We start from the raw sequence: 16,159 nt of genomic DNA, 5'->3' as shown, positions 1-16,159 counted from the left end.
AGCCGGCTCGTCGTCGCCCGGTCGTGGTCGGCGAGGTCGTCGTCGGTCGGGCGGGGGGCGACCGGGCGGGCGCCCGAGCCTCTGGGCGGTCAGTCGGCGTGGTCCGCGATGTCCGGGAGGTCCGGGAGGTCCGCGAGGTCGGCGGCCTGTCGGCGCAGGGCGCGGGCCAGTGCCTGCGTGGGTGCCGTGGGAGGACCCGGCAGGCGCACCAGGTTCAGGTGTCGTACCTCCTCCGCGACGCCTTCGACGGGCACGAAGCGGACACCGGGCGGGACGACGGGCAGCAGCGACGGCGTGGCGGTGGTGATTCCGGCGCCGCCCGCGACCAGGTGGAGCTTGGTCAGCCAGTCCCGGGCGGTGTGGCGGACCTTCGGCCGACCGGGCAGGCCGGGCCAGACGCCGAGCAGTGGCTCGTCCGCCGTGCCGGGACTGGCGATCCACGGGGCGCCCGCGATCTCCTCGACACTGACGCTGCCCCGTTCGGCGAACCGCCCGTCCGCAGGCACCGCCACGGCCAGGTGCACTTCCAGCAGGGGCTCGACGCTCAGGGGCGGATCGTCCGTGTCGGGCGAGCGGTGCGGTGGCCGTGAGGAGAGCACGGCGAGATCCAGGGTGCCGGCCCGCAGCGCGCGCACGAGGGAGGGAGTGGTCCCCTCACGCGTCGTCACCTGGATGTGCGGGTGCTCCTGGCGCAGCATCGCCAGGGCACGGGGCACGATCACCGCTCCGGCCGCGGGGAAGAAGCCGAGCCGGACGCTGCCCCGCTCGGTCTCCTCCGCTCCGCGCAGCTCCCGTTCGGCGGCCTCGAGCGCGTCCAGGGCGACGACGGCGTTGCGCAGCAGGGCGCGGCCTGCGCCGGTCAGCCGGACACCGCCCGGGTAGCGGTCGAAGAGCCGGGCACCGGTCGCCTGCTCCAGCGCGGCCACCTGCCGGGAGACCGCCGACTGGGTGTACCCGAGCGCTTCCGCCGCGGCGGTGAAGGTGCCCCGCTCCGCCACCTCGCGCAGTACCCGCAGCCCGACCAGCGTCATCTCCATGACCAGACAGCATATCCACCATGCCGGACATTCGTTGGCGGAATGGCCCGTCGCCTTCCTAGCGTGAGGGCAGGAAAACGGAAGGAAGGCAACAGAACATGCCTCTGATCAACATCTACCTGCGCCAGGGCACCACCGCCGAGCACCGCCGGAACGTTTCCCTGGGCATCCACAAGGCCATGGTCGACGTGCTGAAGGTTCCCCAGGACGACCAGTTCCACGTCATCCACGAGGTCCAGCCCGAGAACTTCCAGATGCAGCCGGTCGTGTTCGGCCTGCGCCGCAGCGAGCGCGCCATGTTCGTCCAGATCTCCATCAACCACCGCACCGCCGAACAGAAGGCCGAACTCTTCCGGGCGATCGTCGACAGCCTGCGGTTGTTCGCGGACGTCCCGGAGGAGGACATCCTGATGACGATCAACGAAACGGCCCGGGAGAACTGGTGGGCCGCCGGCCGCGTCGTCGACCCCGCCACCGGCTACGACGAGCGCATGGGCGACGCGCTCACCGGCACCGAGGCCACGACCTGAGGCGTCTGCCGGGGGCGCCCGGGTACTGTCGACCCGTCTCCAGGCATTCGGTACACGAGCGATGGGGTGAATGCGGTGCCGCTTGAGGGCGAGTACGAGCCGAGTCCGGCGCAGTGGGTCCGCGAACAGGTCGAGCTGTACGAGAGTTCGGGTGGCACCCAGGGCGCCACGCTCCGGGACACGGGCCTGCCGGTCGTCATCGTCACGATGCGCGGCGCGAAGAGCGGCAAGATCCGCAAGGTTCCCCTGATGCGCGTGGAGCACGAGGGGCGGTACGCGGCGGTGGCCTCGAAGGGCGGCTTCCCGCACCACCCCGTCTGGTACTTCAACCTCAAGGCCGACCCGCACGTGGATCTCCAGGACGGCGCCGAGCGCCGAGCCATGACGGCCCGTGAGCTCACCGGCGAGGAGAAGGACCAGTGGTGGCAGCGCGCGGTCGCCGCGTACCCGCCGTACGCCGAGTACCAGGAGAAGGCCCACCGCGAGATCCCGGTCTTCGTACTCGAACCCGACGCGCGGTAGTCGAGTCAGCGGATCGCGTCGGCCGGGCCCTCCTGTCATCTCGTGGCGGCAGCGTCGGGACCTTGACCTCAACCACACTTGAGGTCCTAGCTTGGTGGGGAGGACGGGGAGCTTGTCGCCCCTGAGTAACGTTCGCCGCCACCACCGAGGTCTGATCCGAACTCCCCCAACGGCCCACCACCTTCCTGATGGTGGGCCGTTGGCGTAGAGGCCTACACCGCGCTGAACGGTACGGGCCAGCGGCGCATGTGGGTGGGCAGGGTCAGTAGCAAATCGCCAACGCGGTACATCAGGTTCTCCGCGGTGAGCAGGCGGACCGCCTCGCGCTGCGTCGCGGTGAGTTGTTCTGCCGGTAGTGGAGTGCGTCCGGCCATGAAGGTCGCGATCAGGTCGGGGTGGTCGAGCGTCAGGTGGATGTCGTTCTCCGCCCTGGCGTCCTTGATCGTGATGAAGCCCGGACCCCGCCTGAAGTAGCACAGCCCGTACCGGAACGCCTCCTCCCACGGCTCGGCCGGAGCCCGGCGATCCTGCTCGGCGGCCAGAGGTGGTGCAGCGGTGCGGTGTCGAGTTCACCACCCCCCGACGCCGCCCAACGGACCGCCACGCCTTCCTCCAGCGCAACCTGCAGGAACCTCAGGAACGACAACGTGGCCAGCGGGTCGTCCCCGCCCCACTCGACCTCCTCGTGCACGACGATGAAGCCGCCCTCCACCGTGGCGCCGTACCCCGGATCGTGCCTGCGGAACAGGTCTGCCGCCCGATCGCCGACCACCGCGTTCACTCGGCTCCCGCCCAGGACGTGACCGGGAGGTCGCGCACCGCCAGTGCCACGACCTGCTCCCCGTCGCAGTAGACGAGCCCGCGCTCCCGCAATCCCGCCAGCACCGGGCCCCACCGCTCTCGGCGAGCAGGAACGCGGCCCAGTCCATCGCCGCGTGCACCTCGGTGACCTCGGCTTCCGGCCGGGTCCGTGCCACGCAGCGGCGCAGGATGCCGATCGCCAGCGAGGGCAGCTCCAGCAGTTGCCAGGGCATCGACACCAGGCTCAGCCTCAAGTTCCGCTCCCCCGCGTCGGGCCGGGGCCCTGGTGTGGTGGGGCCCCGACCGTCGATAGGTCTGTCTCGGCGTGGGCTCAGCTGTCCCGTTCGGCGGACGAGTCAACCCGGGACGGCGGAGCGTCGATCCGGTACGCCGGTGGCGCGTCGATCCGGTACGCCGGCGGGGCGTCGATCCGCGGAGCCGAGTTCGAAGTCCCGCTGCTCATCACGGTCTTGGTGATCTGCATCGTGGTCACCTCCTCTCCCACAGGCCAGGGCGCGCAGCAGCCCGGACGTCCACAGGGCGTCCGGGCTTGCACGCCAGGTCACTGTAATAGGCACCCGACCACCGGTGAATAGGTACGACGATGCGCCTGGTGTGACCTCACATCTGCTGCGGGTACGACACAGTTCTGTACGGGTCAGGGGTGGCGAAGGTCAAGAACCCGGGGTGGCGAAGGTCAGAAGAGGCCGGCAGGGATGTTGTCGGTCCCTACGCCGTGGCATGGCCGTCGCCGGTGAACCAGTCGGCGGGGGCCTTGCTGGTGGGTTGGGGTTCGATGAGTTCCATGGGGCTGCCTTTCCGGGTGACCGGGTTCAGGGCTTGAGGAGGGCCTTGACGGCGCGGCGCTCGTCCATCGCCCGGTACCCCTCGGCGACCTGCTCCAGGGGCAGGGTGAGGTCGAAGACCTTGCCCGGGTCGATCCGGCGGGTGAGGACGTGGTCGATCAGGTCGGGCAGGTAGCGGCGGACGGGCGCCGGGCCGCCGCGCAGGCCGACGTGGGAGAAGAACAGCTCCTGCCCGTCGACGGCGACGCCGTGCGGCACGCCGACGAAGCCGACGTTGCCGCCGGGCCGGGCGGAGCGCAGGGCCTGCTGCATGGCTTCGGCGGTGCCCACGCACTCCAGCACGCTGTCGGCGCCGATGCCGTCGGTCAGCTGCCTGATCCGGGCCACTCCCTCCTCGCCGCGCTCGGTGACGAGGTCGGTGGCGCCGAACTCCCGGGCCAGCCGCTGCCGGGATTCGTGGCGGCTCATCGCGATGATCCGCTCCGCGCCCATCGCCTTGGCGGCGATCACCCCGCACAGGCCCACCGCGCCGTCGCCGACCACCACGGCGGTCGAGCCGGGCTTGACCTCGGCGGCGTCGGCGGCCCACCAGCCGGTACCCATCACGTCGGAGACGGCCAGCAGACCCGGCCAGTACTCCTCGCCGGGCACCTCTTCGGTGGCGACCAGGGTGCCCTGGGCGTTGGGGATGCGCACGTAGTCGGCCTGGCAGGTGCTCATGAACTCGCGGTGCAGGCAGTTCGACGTGAAGCCGTTGCGGCAGTTCGGGCAGGTGTTGTCCGAGGTGGCGAAGGAGCCGACGACGAACTGGCCGGGCCGCAGCCCGGTGACCTCGCTGCCGACCTCCTCGACGAAGCCGACGTACTCGTGCCCCATCGGACTCGGTCCGGCGACGGTGTCCACGCCGCGGTACGGCCACAGGTCGGAGCCGCACACGCAGGTCAGGGCGGTGCGGATGACCGCGTCGGTGGGGTGGAGGATCTTCGGGTCGTCCAGGGTCTCCAGGCGGATGTCGCCGGGGCCGTGGATCACTGTTCCGCGCATGAGTGGGGATTCCTTCGCATCACGGGGCCGGGCGGCGCACTGCTCGCCCTCTGCCTTCCAGGGAACCCGCTCCCGGGGCGCGCAGCGAGTCACCAGCGAGGGGTGTACCGGCAGTACATCCCTTCCGGGCCCGGAACGCCGTACGGTCGGGGGAGGCCTGCGCCTGCTCGCCTCCTGGGGCGCCACCCGGGAAGCCGTACGAACGCACGCGTGAGCCCGGGGATGCGGCCGGGCGCCCGCCGTGGCTCTCCGGTTCGGTTCGGATCTGGTTCGATAGGGGCTACCGTCACCCCCAGCCGCGAGGAGCAAGGCCCTGAGTACGTCGATCGCCGAGGCGCTGTCCGTCGGATTGCTGGTGCTGGTACTGGTGGGTGCGGTGGTGCGGCCGTGGGGGTGGCCGGAGGCGGTGGTCGCCGTACCGGCTGCGGGGCTGGTGGTGGCCACCGGCGCTATCTCTCCGGCGCACGCACTGGCCGAGGCGCAGCGGCTGGGGCCGGTGATCGGGTTCCTGGCGGCGGTGCTGGTGCTGGCGCAGCTGTGCGACGACGAGGGGCTGTTCCAGGCCTGCGGGGCGTGGATGGCCCGGACGTCGGCCGGGAGTCCGCGGCGGCTGCTGGTTCAGGTGTTCGCGGCTGCGTCGGTGATCACGGCCGTGCTGAGTCTGGACGCCACGGTGGTGCTGCTGACGCCGGTGGTGTTCGCGACGGCGGCCCGGCTGGGGGCCCGCCCGAAGCCGCACCTGTACGCCTGCACGCATCTGTCGAACACCGCCTCGCTGCTGCTGCCGGTCTCCAACCTGACGAACCTGCTGGCCTTCGCCGCCAGCGGGCTGAGCTTCACCCGGTTCGCGGCGCTGATGGTGCTGCCGTGGCTGGTGGCCATCGGCGTGGAGTACGTGGTGCTGCGCCGGTTCTTCGCCGCCGACCTGGAGGCGGGCGCCCCGTCCCCGGGCGGGGCGGGGGCGCCGGAGATGCCGCTGTTCGCGCTGGTCACGGTGGCGGGCACGCTCGCCGGGTTCGTGCTGACCTCGACGGTCGGGATCGATCCGGCCTGGGCGGCGCTGGCGGGCGCCCTGGTGCTCGCCGTGCGGGCGCTCGCCCGGCGCCGCACCACCCCGGCCGCGATCGTGCGCTCTGCCGCCGTGCCGTTCCTGGCCTTCGTCCTGGCGCTCGGCGTCGTGGTGCGGGCGGTGGTCGACAACGGGCTGGCCTCCGCGCTCGGGCACCTCGTCCCGCACGGCACCTCGCTGCCCGCCCTGCTCGGGGTCGCGGTGCTGGCCGCCGTCCTGGCGAACGTCATCAACAACCTGCCGGCCACTCTCGTCCTGCTCCCGCTGGCCGTCCCCTCCGGGGCGGGGGCCGTCCTGGCGGTGCTGCTCGGGGTGAACATCGGCCCCAACCTGACCTACGCCGGGTCGCTGGCCACCCTGCTGTGGCGGCGCATCGTGCGCGAACACGACGCCGAGGTCGGGCTGGGCGAGTTCACCCGGCTCGGGCTGCTGGTCGTGCCCGCTGCGCTGACGCTGGCCGTGGTGGCACTGTGGGGGTCCCTGCAGATCGTCGGAACGTGAGGAGGACGGGCCCGTGACGGTCGTCGTCTGGATCACCGAGGGCACCTGGCCCGCCTGCGTCGATGCCGCCCGCACCCATGCGCCGCAGGATGCGCAGGTCGTGTTGCTCCATGTGAGCGACCGGGACGTCCCGGGCCTCGCACACGGCGCCTTCGCCGGGCTGCTCGGGCGCGGCCACCGCGAGCGTGACCCCGGTGACCGGGTGGGGCACCTGGCCGACGCCTCCGCCCGGCAGCTCCTCGACGCTGCGGTGGAAAGGTTCGGGCGGCCCTGCACCCGTCTGGAACGCGCCGGCCGTACCGAGCGGGAGGTCGTCGCGGTGGCCGAGGGGGCCGAACTGCTGGTCCTGGCCCGCGACGGCGACCGCACCCGGCTCGGGCCGCACAGCCTCGGCCCCGCCACCCGCTTCGTCGTCGACCACGCCCCCTGCCCCGTGCTGCTGGTCTGGCCGGAACCCGCACCCGGCGCCGACACCCTCCCGCCCCCGCCGGGTCCACAGCGCTGAAAGGGCCCGCACCGCGTTTGCGCGGTGCGGGCCCCTCACTGCTGGGCGAGTGCCGTGGCAGAAGAACTACAGCGGGCGGATGTTCTCGGCCTGCGGGCCCTTCTGGCCCTGGGTGACGTCGAACTCGACCTTCTGGCCCTCGAGCAGCTCACGGAAGCCGTTGGCGTTGATGTTCGAGTAGTGGGCGAAGACGTCGGGGCCGCCACCCTCCTGCTCGATGAAGCCGAAGCCCTTCTCCGAGTTGAACCACTTCACAGTGCCATTAGCCATTTGTATCTCCTTCAAGGGCCCATCCGAAGCACGCACCGTGCGAGCTTCGAGTCACCGCATGGAGTGCCCACCGGGAAAGAGCCGGGGAACAAAAAATGCGCCTGCGATACGTCAGCAGGCGCACACAAAGTTCATGGGAACCACTACTGCAACTGACTCGACTGTAGCAGGCCGCCGCCCGTCGCGCTGGGAACCGCCGGAATGTCGCGCGCCCGCGCTCCCGGCGCGTGTCGTCCGGAATGAATGAATTCCCGGCTGTCCGAACTTTGAGCGCCAGGACGGCCGTCTCAGCAGGGTCCTGGTCCGCCCGGCCCCCGGGGGCACTATTCTCGGGTCCATGTCGAACCCTGATGCGCTGCTCGTCGACATCGCCGCAATGGTGGAGTCCGAGCGCAGCAACCAGATGCCCCTGACCGTGGTGGTTCCGGGGGCAGTCATCACCGGCCGTTTGGCGCCGGAACGCCTGTGGCACGAACGGGTGGCCGAAGTCCTCGCCGCTTCGGACCACTTGAAGCCCTTCGCCACACTCTTCGAGACGTCCGCCGCCGACACGGCTCCGCCCGCCTCCCGGCCCACCCACCTGCACCTGCACGTCGCCCGCATCCTGCAAGGCAGTTTCGGTCTGCCCCACACCGGGGGCATGTACCGCATCGCCATCTCCGACGTCAGCAGTTGGACGGTGGGCGACCTCAGCTACTCCGACCAGTAACACCTCGTACGGGCCGGGCTCCGCACTGCGGGGCCCGGCCGCCGTGTTCGTGGCGCTCGGATCCGGGTTCTCCAGCCGGCGCCCGCACGCGGGTCAGGCATCCTCAGGATCGCGACGTTCCAGCCCGGCCGCCCTGGCGCGGGCCGTGGCGACGTGGGTCGCGATCGCCACCGCCAGCTGCTGTGGCCGACGCACGTGGACGAGGAGCAGCGGCTCCGGCTGGTCGCGGATCAGCAGGGCCACCGCCGCGTGGTGACGCGTCACGTGTTCCCGGCCGCCGCTGCGGTGCGAGTCGACGCGGCCGGGGACGTAGCTGACGTCCAGGATGTCGGCCCAGCCGAGCAGCACCGACTCCGCTTCGTTCGCGGAACACAGCCGCAGGCCCTCCGGACGCACCTCGACGGCCCGTAGGCCCAGGCCCGGCGGGATCTGTCCGGCGACCAGGAGGCCGCCGAGCACCACGGCGTCCACCACCAGCCCCTGCCACCAGATGCCGTTGTACATCAGCAGCCAGAAGAGCAGCACCAGGGTGTAGCCGGTCCACTTCCAGACCACCATCGGGACGTAGCGGTGGAGGCGGTGCACACTCACGACCCCGCCGCTGCCCGGTCCTGCCGCTGCCATGGACTCCCCCAACCCAATCGTTTGGCCCAATCGTTTGGCTTGGATGATAGGCACGCACCGGACTGGGCGCCAGAGGCAGAGAAGCCGGGTGGGATCAGAGAAGTGACGGTCCGACGGGCCGCCCGCTGGAGGCCCGCGCCACCAGCTCGGGCGCGAGGCGCCGGGACCGGGCCTGCCGGCCGCCCATCCTGCGCAGCAGCTCCCGCACCGCGGCCCGGCCCTGCTCCGCCATCGGTGACCGCACCGTGGTGAGCGCTACCGGCAGCTCGGCGGCGACCGGGGTGTCGTTGAACCCGGCCAGCGCGAGGTCCCGCCCCGGGCGCAGGCCGAGGTCCCGGGCCGCGCCGAGGACCCCGATGGCCGCCAGGTCGTTGACGGCGAACAGCGCGGTGGGGCGGCCGGTGGCGGCGCCGAGCAGGGCGGTCGCCGCGGCGCGCCCGCCCGTGGTGTCGAAGGCGCAGTGCCGCACCAGTGCGGCCGGCACCGGCAGGCCCGCCTCGGCGTAGCGGTCGACGAAACCGGCGGTGCGGTCGGTGCCGGTGCTGGCGAAGGGCTCGCCCGCGACGCAGCCGACCCGGGTGTGCCCCAGCCTCAGGAAGTGCTCGGCGACCAGGCGGCCACCCTGGTAGTCGTCGCAGGTGACCGCCGGGAGGTCTCCCTCCGTACGGCGGTTGACCAGGACGTGGGGCGTCCCCCGCAGGGCCGGGTCCGCTAGGGCGGCGCCGTCCAGGTGGGCGTCGCCGATGATCAGGCCGTCCACCCGCCGTCCGAGGACCATCGCGATCCGCTCGCGCTGGCGGGCCGGATCGTCCTGGGTGTTGGTCACGAAGGCGGCGAGTCCGTGCCGGGCGGCCTCCTCCTCGATGCCCTCGTAGATGGTCGCCACGACGACCTCGGACAGCCGCGCGAACACCACCCCGATCAGGTTGCTGCGCCGGGTGCGCAGACTGACGGCCGCCGGGTTGCGGCGGTAGCCCAGCTCCTCGGCCAGATCGCGGACCCGACGGGCGGTCGGCCCCGAGGCGGCCCGCCGCCCTTCGCCGTCCCGGCCGTTCAGGACCCGGGACACAGTGGAGACGTCCAGCCCCAGCTGATCGGCGATCACCCTCAGCGTCACCGGACGGCTCTCGATGCCCACGACCGACTCCCTCTCCTCCATGAGCGCCCATTCTGCTCGATCGCCGGTCGGGCCGTCCGGCTGCCGGTCGGGCCGTCCGCTTGCGGGCGGCCGGGGCGACCGGCGGCCGGACACGACTCACCGGCCGTCCACATGCGGAGCTGTGGGGAGCACGTCATCACTTTTCACCAGAACTGATTCACGCACCGTTCACCGGGCTGCGGAACTCGCACCGGCGCCAGGTCGTCAGAGTGCGTGAGGGTTCAAGGCCGAGCCAAATCCGGGGAAAGGAAAGGTCAATGTTCATCGCCAGGAGAGTGGTCCGCGCCGTAGCCGTGGCCCTCCTGGCAGCGGTGGGCCTGCTGTTGCTGTCCCCGTCCGCATCCGCGTACACCCGGGAGCCCAACCGCCCACGGCCGGCCATGGCGACGAAGCTCGCCGAGGAGGCCGTGACACCCAAGTGCGTGCCCGGCCCCGGCTGGACACGGCCCCGGAACGTCCGGGCCCCTCAGCACCGACCCGAGCTGCGACCGGCCCTCGACCACGAGGCTCCGGCCGCCGACCACCCCTCGCAGGACGCGGTCCCCGAACCGCCCCACCGGGCGGCCAGACAGGACAGAACCGCGGACCTCCAGGTGTTCCGCTGCTGATCGGCGCAGACCGCGCCCGCACGCTCACCCGTGGCGGACCCGTACGAGGGTCTCCCACCGCTCAACCTACCGGCAGTTCACGACGGCCCACGGCACGACCGCCGCCGTCGCGCTCCGCGCTGCCTCCGTACCGAGCGGGCACGGTCCCGAAGTCCCTGTACCCGCACGACTTCCGAAGGGCCAGAGGCACCGACATGCAAGGATTCATCGACCACGCCCGTACCTTCCGCCGCCGCGCCGCACAGGACGCCGACGCCTTCGGGCGGCTGGCCGAGGGCCAACGCCCGCAGGCGCTGTTCATCACCTGCTCGGACTCCCGCATCATCCCCGCCGCCGTCACCGGCGCCCGGCCGGGGGACCTCTTCGAGCTGCGGACCGCCGGAAACATCGTCCCGCCGTACCAGCCGTCCGTTCCCTCGGCCGAGGCCGCGACCATCGAGTACGCGGTCGAGGTCCTGGGCGTCGCCGACATCGTGGTGTGCGGCCACTCCCACTGCGGCGCCGTGGGCGCCGTCGTCCGGGGCGACGACCTCACCGGCGTGCCCGCCGTCCGCGACTGGCTCGCCGACGGCACCGCGCTGACGCCCGGCGGCGAACCGGGCCACGACCTGGCCGCCCCCGTACAACGCCACGTCCTCGACCAGCTGGAGAGGCTGCGCACCCACCCGAGCGTCGCCCGCCGGGCCGCCGAGGGCCTGCTCGGCCTGCACGGCTGGTTCTACGAGGTGCACACCGGCGCGGTCCTCACCCACCGCCCCGGCGCCGGCGCCTTCCTGCCGCTCTGACGCCGCGGCCCACCACCACCTCCGGACTCCCACCGACGAAGGCTCCCATGCGCTTTCCCACCTCCAGGTTTCCCGCCTCCAGGTTTCCCACGCTCAAGTACGACCTGACCGCCTCGCTCGTCGTCTTCCTGGTCGCCCTCCCGCTGTGCGTCGGCGTCGCCGTCGCCTCGGGCGTGCCCGCCGAACTCGGCCTGATCACCGGCATCGTCGGCGGCCTGGTGACCGGCCTGCTCCCCGGCAGCAGCCTCCAAGTCAGCGGCCCTGCGGCCGGGTTGACCGTCCTGGTCGCCGAGACCGTGCAGCGGTTCGGCCTGCCGGCGCTCGGCCTCGTGGTCGCCGCCGCCGGCCTGCTCCAACTGCTGCTCGGCGCGCTGCGCTGGGGCCGCTGGTTCCGCGCGATCTCCGTCGCCGTGGTCGAGGGCATGCTCGCCGGCATCGGGCTGGTCATCATCGCCGGGCAGCTCTACGCGATGGCCGACCGGCCGGCGCCCGCGAGCGGGACCGACAAACTCCTCGGCCTGCCCGCCCTCCTCGCCCGGCTCGTCTCCCCCCCCGCCGCCGGCGGCACCTTCCTGATCGGAGCCGGCACCATAGCCGTGATCGTGCTGTGGCAGCGGCTGCCCGCCAGGGCGCGGGTCGTCCCGGGCGCGCTGGTCGCCGTCGTGCTCGCCACGGCCGTGACCTGGCTGCTGGACCGTCCGATGAAGAAGGTCGAGGTCAAGGGCCTGCTGGACGCCGTCCAGCCGCCCGGCACCGGGGCGTTCGAGCAGTTCACCCCCGCCCTGATCGTCACCGTCGTCGCCTTCACCCTCGTCGCCTCCGCCGAGAGCCTGTTCAGCGCCGCCGCCGTCGACCGCCTCCACGACGGACCCCGCACCGACTACGACAAGGAGCTCATGGCCCAGGGCGCGGGCAACGCCCTCTGCGGCGCCCTCGGCGCCCTGCCGATGACCGCCGTCATCGTCCGCAGCGCCACCAACGTCCAGGCCGGCGCCCGGACCAAGGCCTCCCGCGTGCTGCACGGCGTGTGGCTGCTGCTCTTCGCCGCACTGCTGCCCGCCGCGCTCGGCGTCATCCCCGTCGCGGCGCTCGCCGGCGTCCTGGTGCACGCCGGGTTCAAGCTCCTGCCGTTCAAGCAGTTCGGCCCGCTGTGGCGCGAGCACCGCCCGGAGGCGCTCGTCCTGCTGGCCACCGCCGTGGCCATCGTCACGGTCAACATGTTCGAGGGCGTGCTGATCGGCCTGGGCCTCTCGGTCGTCAAGACGGCCTGGGAGACCTCCCGGCTGCACGTGGAGACCGAGGAGCAGCCCGAGGGGCACGTCCGGGTCCGGCTGACGGGCAACGCCACCTTCCTGCGGCTGCCCAGGCTCCTGGACACCCTGGAGGCGCTGCCGGCCGACCGGGTCGTGGAGCTGGACCTCAGTGGTCTGCGGCACCTCGACCACGCCTGCCAGACCGCGCTGACCACCTGGACCGAGCGGCACAACGCCAGGGCGCCCGAGGAGGTGCGGCTGATCCCCGCGCTCGCCGGGCAGGTCTGATCCGAGGTCGCGAGCGCGCTCACATGGCGCCGCGCCGTCGCGCCGGGGATGTCCGGCGCGACGGCGGGGTGCGCCGTGGAGGGCGCCCGTGCGCAGCTGGACCCGGCCGTCGGTCAGCGCCCTGATCTCCTGGGCGATGGCGCAGCCGTGCCGGGGCGTCCGCGAGGGCGGTCAGGACCGTCACGGTGGGTTCTCGCATCACACGCTCGCTCACCCCACGAAGGCGGTCAGCCGTGAATCCGGGCGGACGGGCCGGGTGAGCGCAGATCATGGAGCCAGCCCGACCCGACCCCCGTCTGGAGGCCCCGTGTCCGACCCTTCCGCGTCCACCACCCTGTTCGACCGACTGGCACTGCCCGAACTGACCCAATCCGCCGCCCTGCTGCAACCCGGACTCGCCACCCTGAGGCGTGAGTTGCACCAGGAGCCGGAGATCGGGCTCGACCTGCCCAGGACCCAGGCCCGGCTGCTCTCCGCACTGGACGGACTGCCGCTGGAACTCACCCTGGGCAAGGGCCTGAGCTCGATCACGGCGGTGCTGCGCGGCGGCCGCCCCGGGCCGAAGGTGCTGCTGCGCGCAGACATGGACGCCCTGCCGGTGCAGGAGCACGTCCAGGTGCCGTACGCCTCGACGATCCCCGGCGCGATGCACGCCTGCGGGCACGACCTGCACATGGCCGCGCTGGTCGGCGCCACCCGGCTGCTGGTCGAGCGGCGCGCGGAGCTGGCGGGCGACGTGGTCCTGATGTTCCAGCCCGGCGAGGAGGGGGCGGGCGGCGCCCAGCGGATGGTGGACGAGGGCGTGCTGGACGCGGCCGGTGAACGGGTGGTGGCCGCGTACGCCCTGCACGTGGCGGCCGCCCTGCTGCCCAACGGGCTGGTCACCGCCCGCCCCGGGCCGATGCTGGCCGCCTCCGACACCCTGCGGGTCACCCTGCGCGGGCGCGGCGGGCACGGGTCCAGCCCGCATTCGGCGCTGGACCCGGTGCCGGCCGTGTGCGAGGCGGTACTGGCCCTCCAGTCGATGGTGACCCGGCGGATCGACGCCTTCGACCCGGTGGTCCTCACCGTCGGCACGCTCAGTGCCGGCACGGCGGCCAATGTGATCCCCGACGAGGCCCGGTTCGAGGCGACCGTCCGCTCCTTCTCCCCGCGCTCGCGGGAGTTGGTGGGCAGCGAGGCGCTGCGCGTGGTGCACGGGATCGCGGCGGCCCACGGGCTGGAGGCGGTGGCCGAGGTGGAGCCCGGATACCCGGTGACCGTCAACGACCCCGTGGAGACGGACTTCGCGACCGGCCTGGCGGCCCGGCTGTTCGGACCGGAGCGGTACGTCCCGATGGCCCAGCCGATCGCCGGCTCCGAGGACTTCGGCGTGCTGGCCGCCGTCGTCCCGTCGGCGTTCCTGATGCTCGGCGCCGCCCCGACCGACGGCCGCGACCCCTTCACCGCGGCCTACAACCACTCCCCCGACGCCGAGTTCGAGGACAACGTCCTCGCCGACGGCGCCGCGCTCCTGGCGGCCCTGGCCCTGGGGCGGCTGGCCCGGGGGTAGGGCCTGTCAGGCGGGTCCTGCCCTGGGGGACACACGGTGAACGGGAAGGAGATCTGGTGAGCTTACGGTGTGGCAGCTGTGCAGGCTTTCCCCGATGAGGGTGAGTGGCGCGGCGATGACCCGTTTCGTCGCGTTCCGTTCAAGCGCCGCTTACCCCATCATGGGACGGTGCCACTGCGCCTACGCGCGTAGCACCCCCTGGTACTTCCCTGCACCCCCACGACACAAGGAGTCTGACCAGTGCTCAGACGCATAGCCGCCACCCGTCCGCTCGCCCTGGGCGCCGTCGCCCTGGCCGTGCTCACCGCCGCCGGCGCCGTCCCCCACCGGGCCGCGGCCGCGACCACGACGGGCGCGGCCCCCACCGCCGCCACGACCACCCAGCACCGGGTGCTGTTCGACGACACCAAGGCGGAGACCGCCGGCAACGCCGACTGGATCATCTCCACCAGCCAGCCGGACCCGCTTGCCCAGAACGCCAGCCCGCAGTCCGAGACCGACTGGACCGGCGCCATCTCCAGCTGGGGCGTCGCCCTCCAGAAGACCGGCCAGTACAGCCTCAAGACCCTGCCGAGCGGCTCCACCATCACCTACGGCACCGGCGGAGCGCTGGACCTCGCCAACTTCGACGAGTTCGTCCTGCCCGAGCCCAACATCCGGCTCAGCGACGCCGAGAAGACCGCCGTCATGAAGTTCGTCCAGAACGGCGGCGGGCTGTTCCTGATCTCGGACCACACCCAGAGCGACCGCAACAACGACGGCTGGGACTCCCCCGCCATCATCAACGACCTGATGACCACCAACTCGGTCAACAGCAACGACCCGTTCGGGCTCTCGGTCGACCTCCTCAACATCCAGACCGACAACCCGACCGCCGTCAACGACGCCAACGACCCCGTCCTGCACGGCCCGTTCGGCACCGTCACCGGCAGCATCATCCGCAACGGCACCACCTTCACCCTCAAGCCCGCCGACAACCCCAGCGTCAAGGGCATCGTCTACCGCACCGGCTACTCCGGCACCACCGGCGCCTTCTTCGCCACCAGCAGCTTCGGCAAGGGCCGGGTCGCCATCTGGGGCGACAGCTCGACCATCGACGACGGCACCGGCGAATCCGGCAAGACCCTCTACAACGGCTGGAACGACCCGGCCGGCACCGACGCCGCACTCGGCCTCAACGCCACCGCCTGGCTCGCCTCGGGCAGCGGCAGCGGCACCACCGGCGGCGTCGCCCTCACCAACCCGGGCGCCCGCACCGCCACCGCCGGCACCGCCACCAGCCTCCAGCTCTCCGCCACCGACACGGCCGGCGGAACCCTGAGCTACGCCGCCTCCGGGCTGCCCGCCGGCCTGAGCGTCAACGCCACGACCGGCCTGATCAGCGGCACCCCGACCACCGCCGGGACCTACTCCGTGACGGCCACCGCGACCGACTCCACCGGCCCGTCCTCCTCCGTCACCTTCACCTGGACCGTCCAGTCCGGCGGCAGCGGCGGCGGCTGCACCCCGGCCCAGCTGCTCACCAACCCCGGCTTCGAGGCCGGTACGACGGCCGGCTGGACGGAGACCAACACCGGCGGCAGCAGCACCATCAACAGCAGCTCCAGCGAGCCGCCGCACTCCGGCACGTACGACGTCTGGCTGGACGGCTACGGCAGCGCCAACACCGACACGCTCGCCCAGACGGTGACCCTGCCGACCGGCTGCAGCACCTACACCTTCAGCTTCTGGCTGCACGTCGACACCGCCGAGCCCACCACCAGCGCGTACGACAAGCTGACGGTGACCGCGAACGGCACCACCCTGGCGACCTACTCCAACACGAACGCGGCCGCCGGCTACCAGCAGCACAGCTTCAACCTGTCCGGCTACGCGGGGCAGACCGTGACCCTGAAGTTCAGCGGCGCGGAGGACTACACCAAGCAGACCTCCTTCGTCCTCGACGACACGGCCGTCAACGTCGGCTGATCCGGCGCGGGGGACGTCGGACGTCCGGCCTCAACCTCACCCTGCGCGCCACCGGTCTCGTCGACCGACGGATGGTCAGGTGAGCTGCGCCAGGCGCGCCTCGCCGCCTTCGCCCGGGAGCTCGATCG

General features: G+C 72.3%; 17 protein-coding genes. 10 read left to right on the top strand and 7 right to left on the bottom strand.

Annotated elements, in window-relative coordinates:
* Window positions 1-89: 89 nt before the first annotated feature.
* On the bottom strand, window positions 90-1,037 hold the full coding sequence (locus HS99_RS39045; protein WP_030553755.1) for a LysR family transcriptional regulator: 948 nt from the start codon (window positions 1,035-1,037) through the stop codon (window positions 90-92).
* Window positions 1,038-1,135: 98 nt separating this feature from the next.
* Here HS99_RS39045 and HS99_RS39040 point away from each other — a divergent pair, with 98 nt between their 5' ends.
* Both HS99_RS39040 and HS99_RS39035 read left to right on the top strand, forming a co-directional pair.
* On the top strand, window positions 1,136-1,567 hold the full coding sequence (locus HS99_RS39040; protein ID WP_030289870.1) for a tautomerase family protein: 432 nt from the start codon (window positions 1,136-1,138) through the stop codon (window positions 1,565-1,567).
* A 75-nt stretch (window positions 1,568-1,642) separates the two neighbouring features.
* The gene (locus HS99_RS39035; protein WP_030289871.1) at window positions 1,643-2,089 is read left to right on the top strand and encodes a nitroreductase family deazaflavin-dependent oxidoreductase; all 447 of its coding nucleotides are present in this window, start codon (window positions 1,643-1,645) and stop codon (window positions 2,087-2,089) included.
* Window positions 2,090-2,301: 212 nt separating this feature from the next.
* Here the strand turns inward: HS99_RS39035 and HS99_RS48635 are convergent, their stop codons facing one another.
* The 3 genes from HS99_RS48635 to HS99_RS39030 all read right to left on the bottom strand — a co-directional run bounded on the left by HS99_RS48635 (window position 2,302) and on the right by HS99_RS39030 (window position 4,740).
* Window positions 2,302-2,631 (bottom strand): DUF5825 family protein, encoded by a 330-nt coding sequence (locus tag HS99_RS48635; protein ID WP_232790630.1) that lies wholly within the window; start codon window positions 2,629-2,631, stop codon window positions 2,302-2,304.
* A gap of 590 nt (window positions 2,632-3,221) precedes the next feature.
* Complete coding sequence (locus HS99_RS45585; RefSeq protein ID WP_157881760.1) at window positions 3,222-3,383, bottom strand: hypothetical protein; 162 nt, start codon at window positions 3,381-3,383, stop codon at window positions 3,222-3,224.
* 340 nt (window positions 3,384-3,723) lie between these two features.
* The gene (locus HS99_RS39030) at window positions 3,724-4,740 is read right to left on the bottom strand and encodes a zinc-dependent alcohol dehydrogenase family protein (protein ID WP_030289873.1); all 1,017 of its coding nucleotides are present in this window, start codon (window positions 4,738-4,740) and stop codon (window positions 3,724-3,726) included.
* A gap of 313 nt (window positions 4,741-5,053) precedes the next feature.
* Here HS99_RS39030 and HS99_RS39025 point away from each other — a divergent pair, with 313 nt between their 5' ends.
* Window positions 5,054-6,310, top strand: coding sequence for an arsenic transporter (locus HS99_RS39025; RefSeq protein ID WP_030553753.1), 1,257 nt, complete (start codon window positions 5,054-5,056; stop codon window positions 6,308-6,310).
* Window positions 6,311-6,323: 13 nt separating this feature from the next.
* On the top strand, window positions 6,324-6,815 hold the full coding sequence (locus HS99_RS39020; protein WP_030289875.1) for a universal stress protein: 492 nt from the start codon (window positions 6,324-6,326) through the stop codon (window positions 6,813-6,815).
* A 66-nt stretch (window positions 6,816-6,881) separates the two neighbouring features.
* On the opposite strand, the gene HS99_RS39015 is transcribed toward HS99_RS39020, so the two are convergent.
* On the bottom strand, window positions 6,882-7,085 hold the full coding sequence (locus tag HS99_RS39015) for a cold-shock protein (RefSeq protein WP_045694210.1): 204 nt from the start codon (window positions 7,083-7,085) through the stop codon (window positions 6,882-6,884).
* 337 nt (window positions 7,086-7,422) lie between these two features.
* Here HS99_RS39015 and HS99_RS39010 point away from each other — a divergent pair, with 337 nt between their 5' ends.
* Window positions 7,423-7,794, top strand: a complete 372-nt coding sequence (locus HS99_RS39010; protein ID WP_030279693.1) for a GvpU-like protein — start codon at window positions 7,423-7,425, stop codon at window positions 7,792-7,794.
* Window positions 7,795-7,887: 93 nt separating this feature from the next.
* Here HS99_RS39010 and HS99_RS39005 read toward each other — a convergent pair whose 3' ends face one another.
* Together HS99_RS39005 and HS99_RS39000 are read right to left on the bottom strand one after the other, a co-directional pair.
* Complete coding sequence (locus HS99_RS39005; protein ID WP_157881914.1) at window positions 7,888-8,418, bottom strand: hypothetical protein; 531 nt, start codon at window positions 8,416-8,418, stop codon at window positions 7,888-7,890.
* Between the two features lie 94 nt (window positions 8,419-8,512).
* The gene (locus tag HS99_RS39000; RefSeq protein WP_094742850.1) at window positions 8,513-9,577 is read right to left on the bottom strand and encodes a LacI family DNA-binding transcriptional regulator; all 1,065 of its coding nucleotides are present in this window, start codon (window positions 9,575-9,577) and stop codon (window positions 8,513-8,515) included.
* A 257-nt stretch (window positions 9,578-9,834) separates the two neighbouring features.
* Here HS99_RS39000 and HS99_RS38995 point away from each other — a divergent pair, with 257 nt between their 5' ends.
* The 5 genes from HS99_RS38995 (at window position 9,835) to HS99_RS42040 (ending at window position 16,031) form a co-directional block, all read left to right on the top strand.
* Entirely contained in the window at window positions 9,835-10,185 is a 351-nt protein-coding gene (locus HS99_RS38995; protein WP_030279687.1) for a hypothetical protein, read from the top strand.
* 194 nt (window positions 10,186-10,379) lie between these two features.
* Window positions 10,380-10,970, top strand: coding sequence for a carbonic anhydrase (locus HS99_RS38990; protein ID WP_030279685.1), 591 nt, complete (start codon window positions 10,380-10,382; stop codon window positions 10,968-10,970).
* 47 nt (window positions 10,971-11,017) lie between these two features.
* The gene (locus tag HS99_RS38985) at window positions 11,018-12,511 is read left to right on the top strand and encodes a SulP family inorganic anion transporter (protein WP_063738027.1); all 1,494 of its coding nucleotides are present in this window, start codon (window positions 11,018-11,020) and stop codon (window positions 12,509-12,511) included.
* Between the two features lie 361 nt (window positions 12,512-12,872).
* On the top strand, window positions 12,873-14,063 hold the full coding sequence (locus tag HS99_RS38980; protein WP_050367202.1) for a M20 metallopeptidase family protein: 1,191 nt from the start codon (window positions 12,873-12,875) through the stop codon (window positions 14,061-14,063).
* A 240-nt stretch (window positions 14,064-14,303) separates the two neighbouring features.
* Window positions 14,304-16,031: a putative Ig domain-containing protein gene (locus HS99_RS42040; protein ID WP_157881796.1), complete on the top strand. Its 1,728-nt coding sequence runs from the start codon at window positions 14,304-14,306 to the stop codon at window positions 16,029-16,031.
* The last annotated feature ends 128 nt before the right edge of the window (window positions 16,032-16,159 follow it).

The organism is Kitasatospora aureofaciens (genome assembly GCF_001188955.3).
Taxonomy (GTDB): domain Bacteria; phylum Actinomycetota; class Actinomycetes; order Streptomycetales; family Streptomycetaceae; genus Kitasatospora; species Kitasatospora aureofaciens.
The sequence above is the reverse complement of the archived record's forward strand: the minus strand, read 5'-3'. Positions and strand labels throughout refer to the sequence as shown.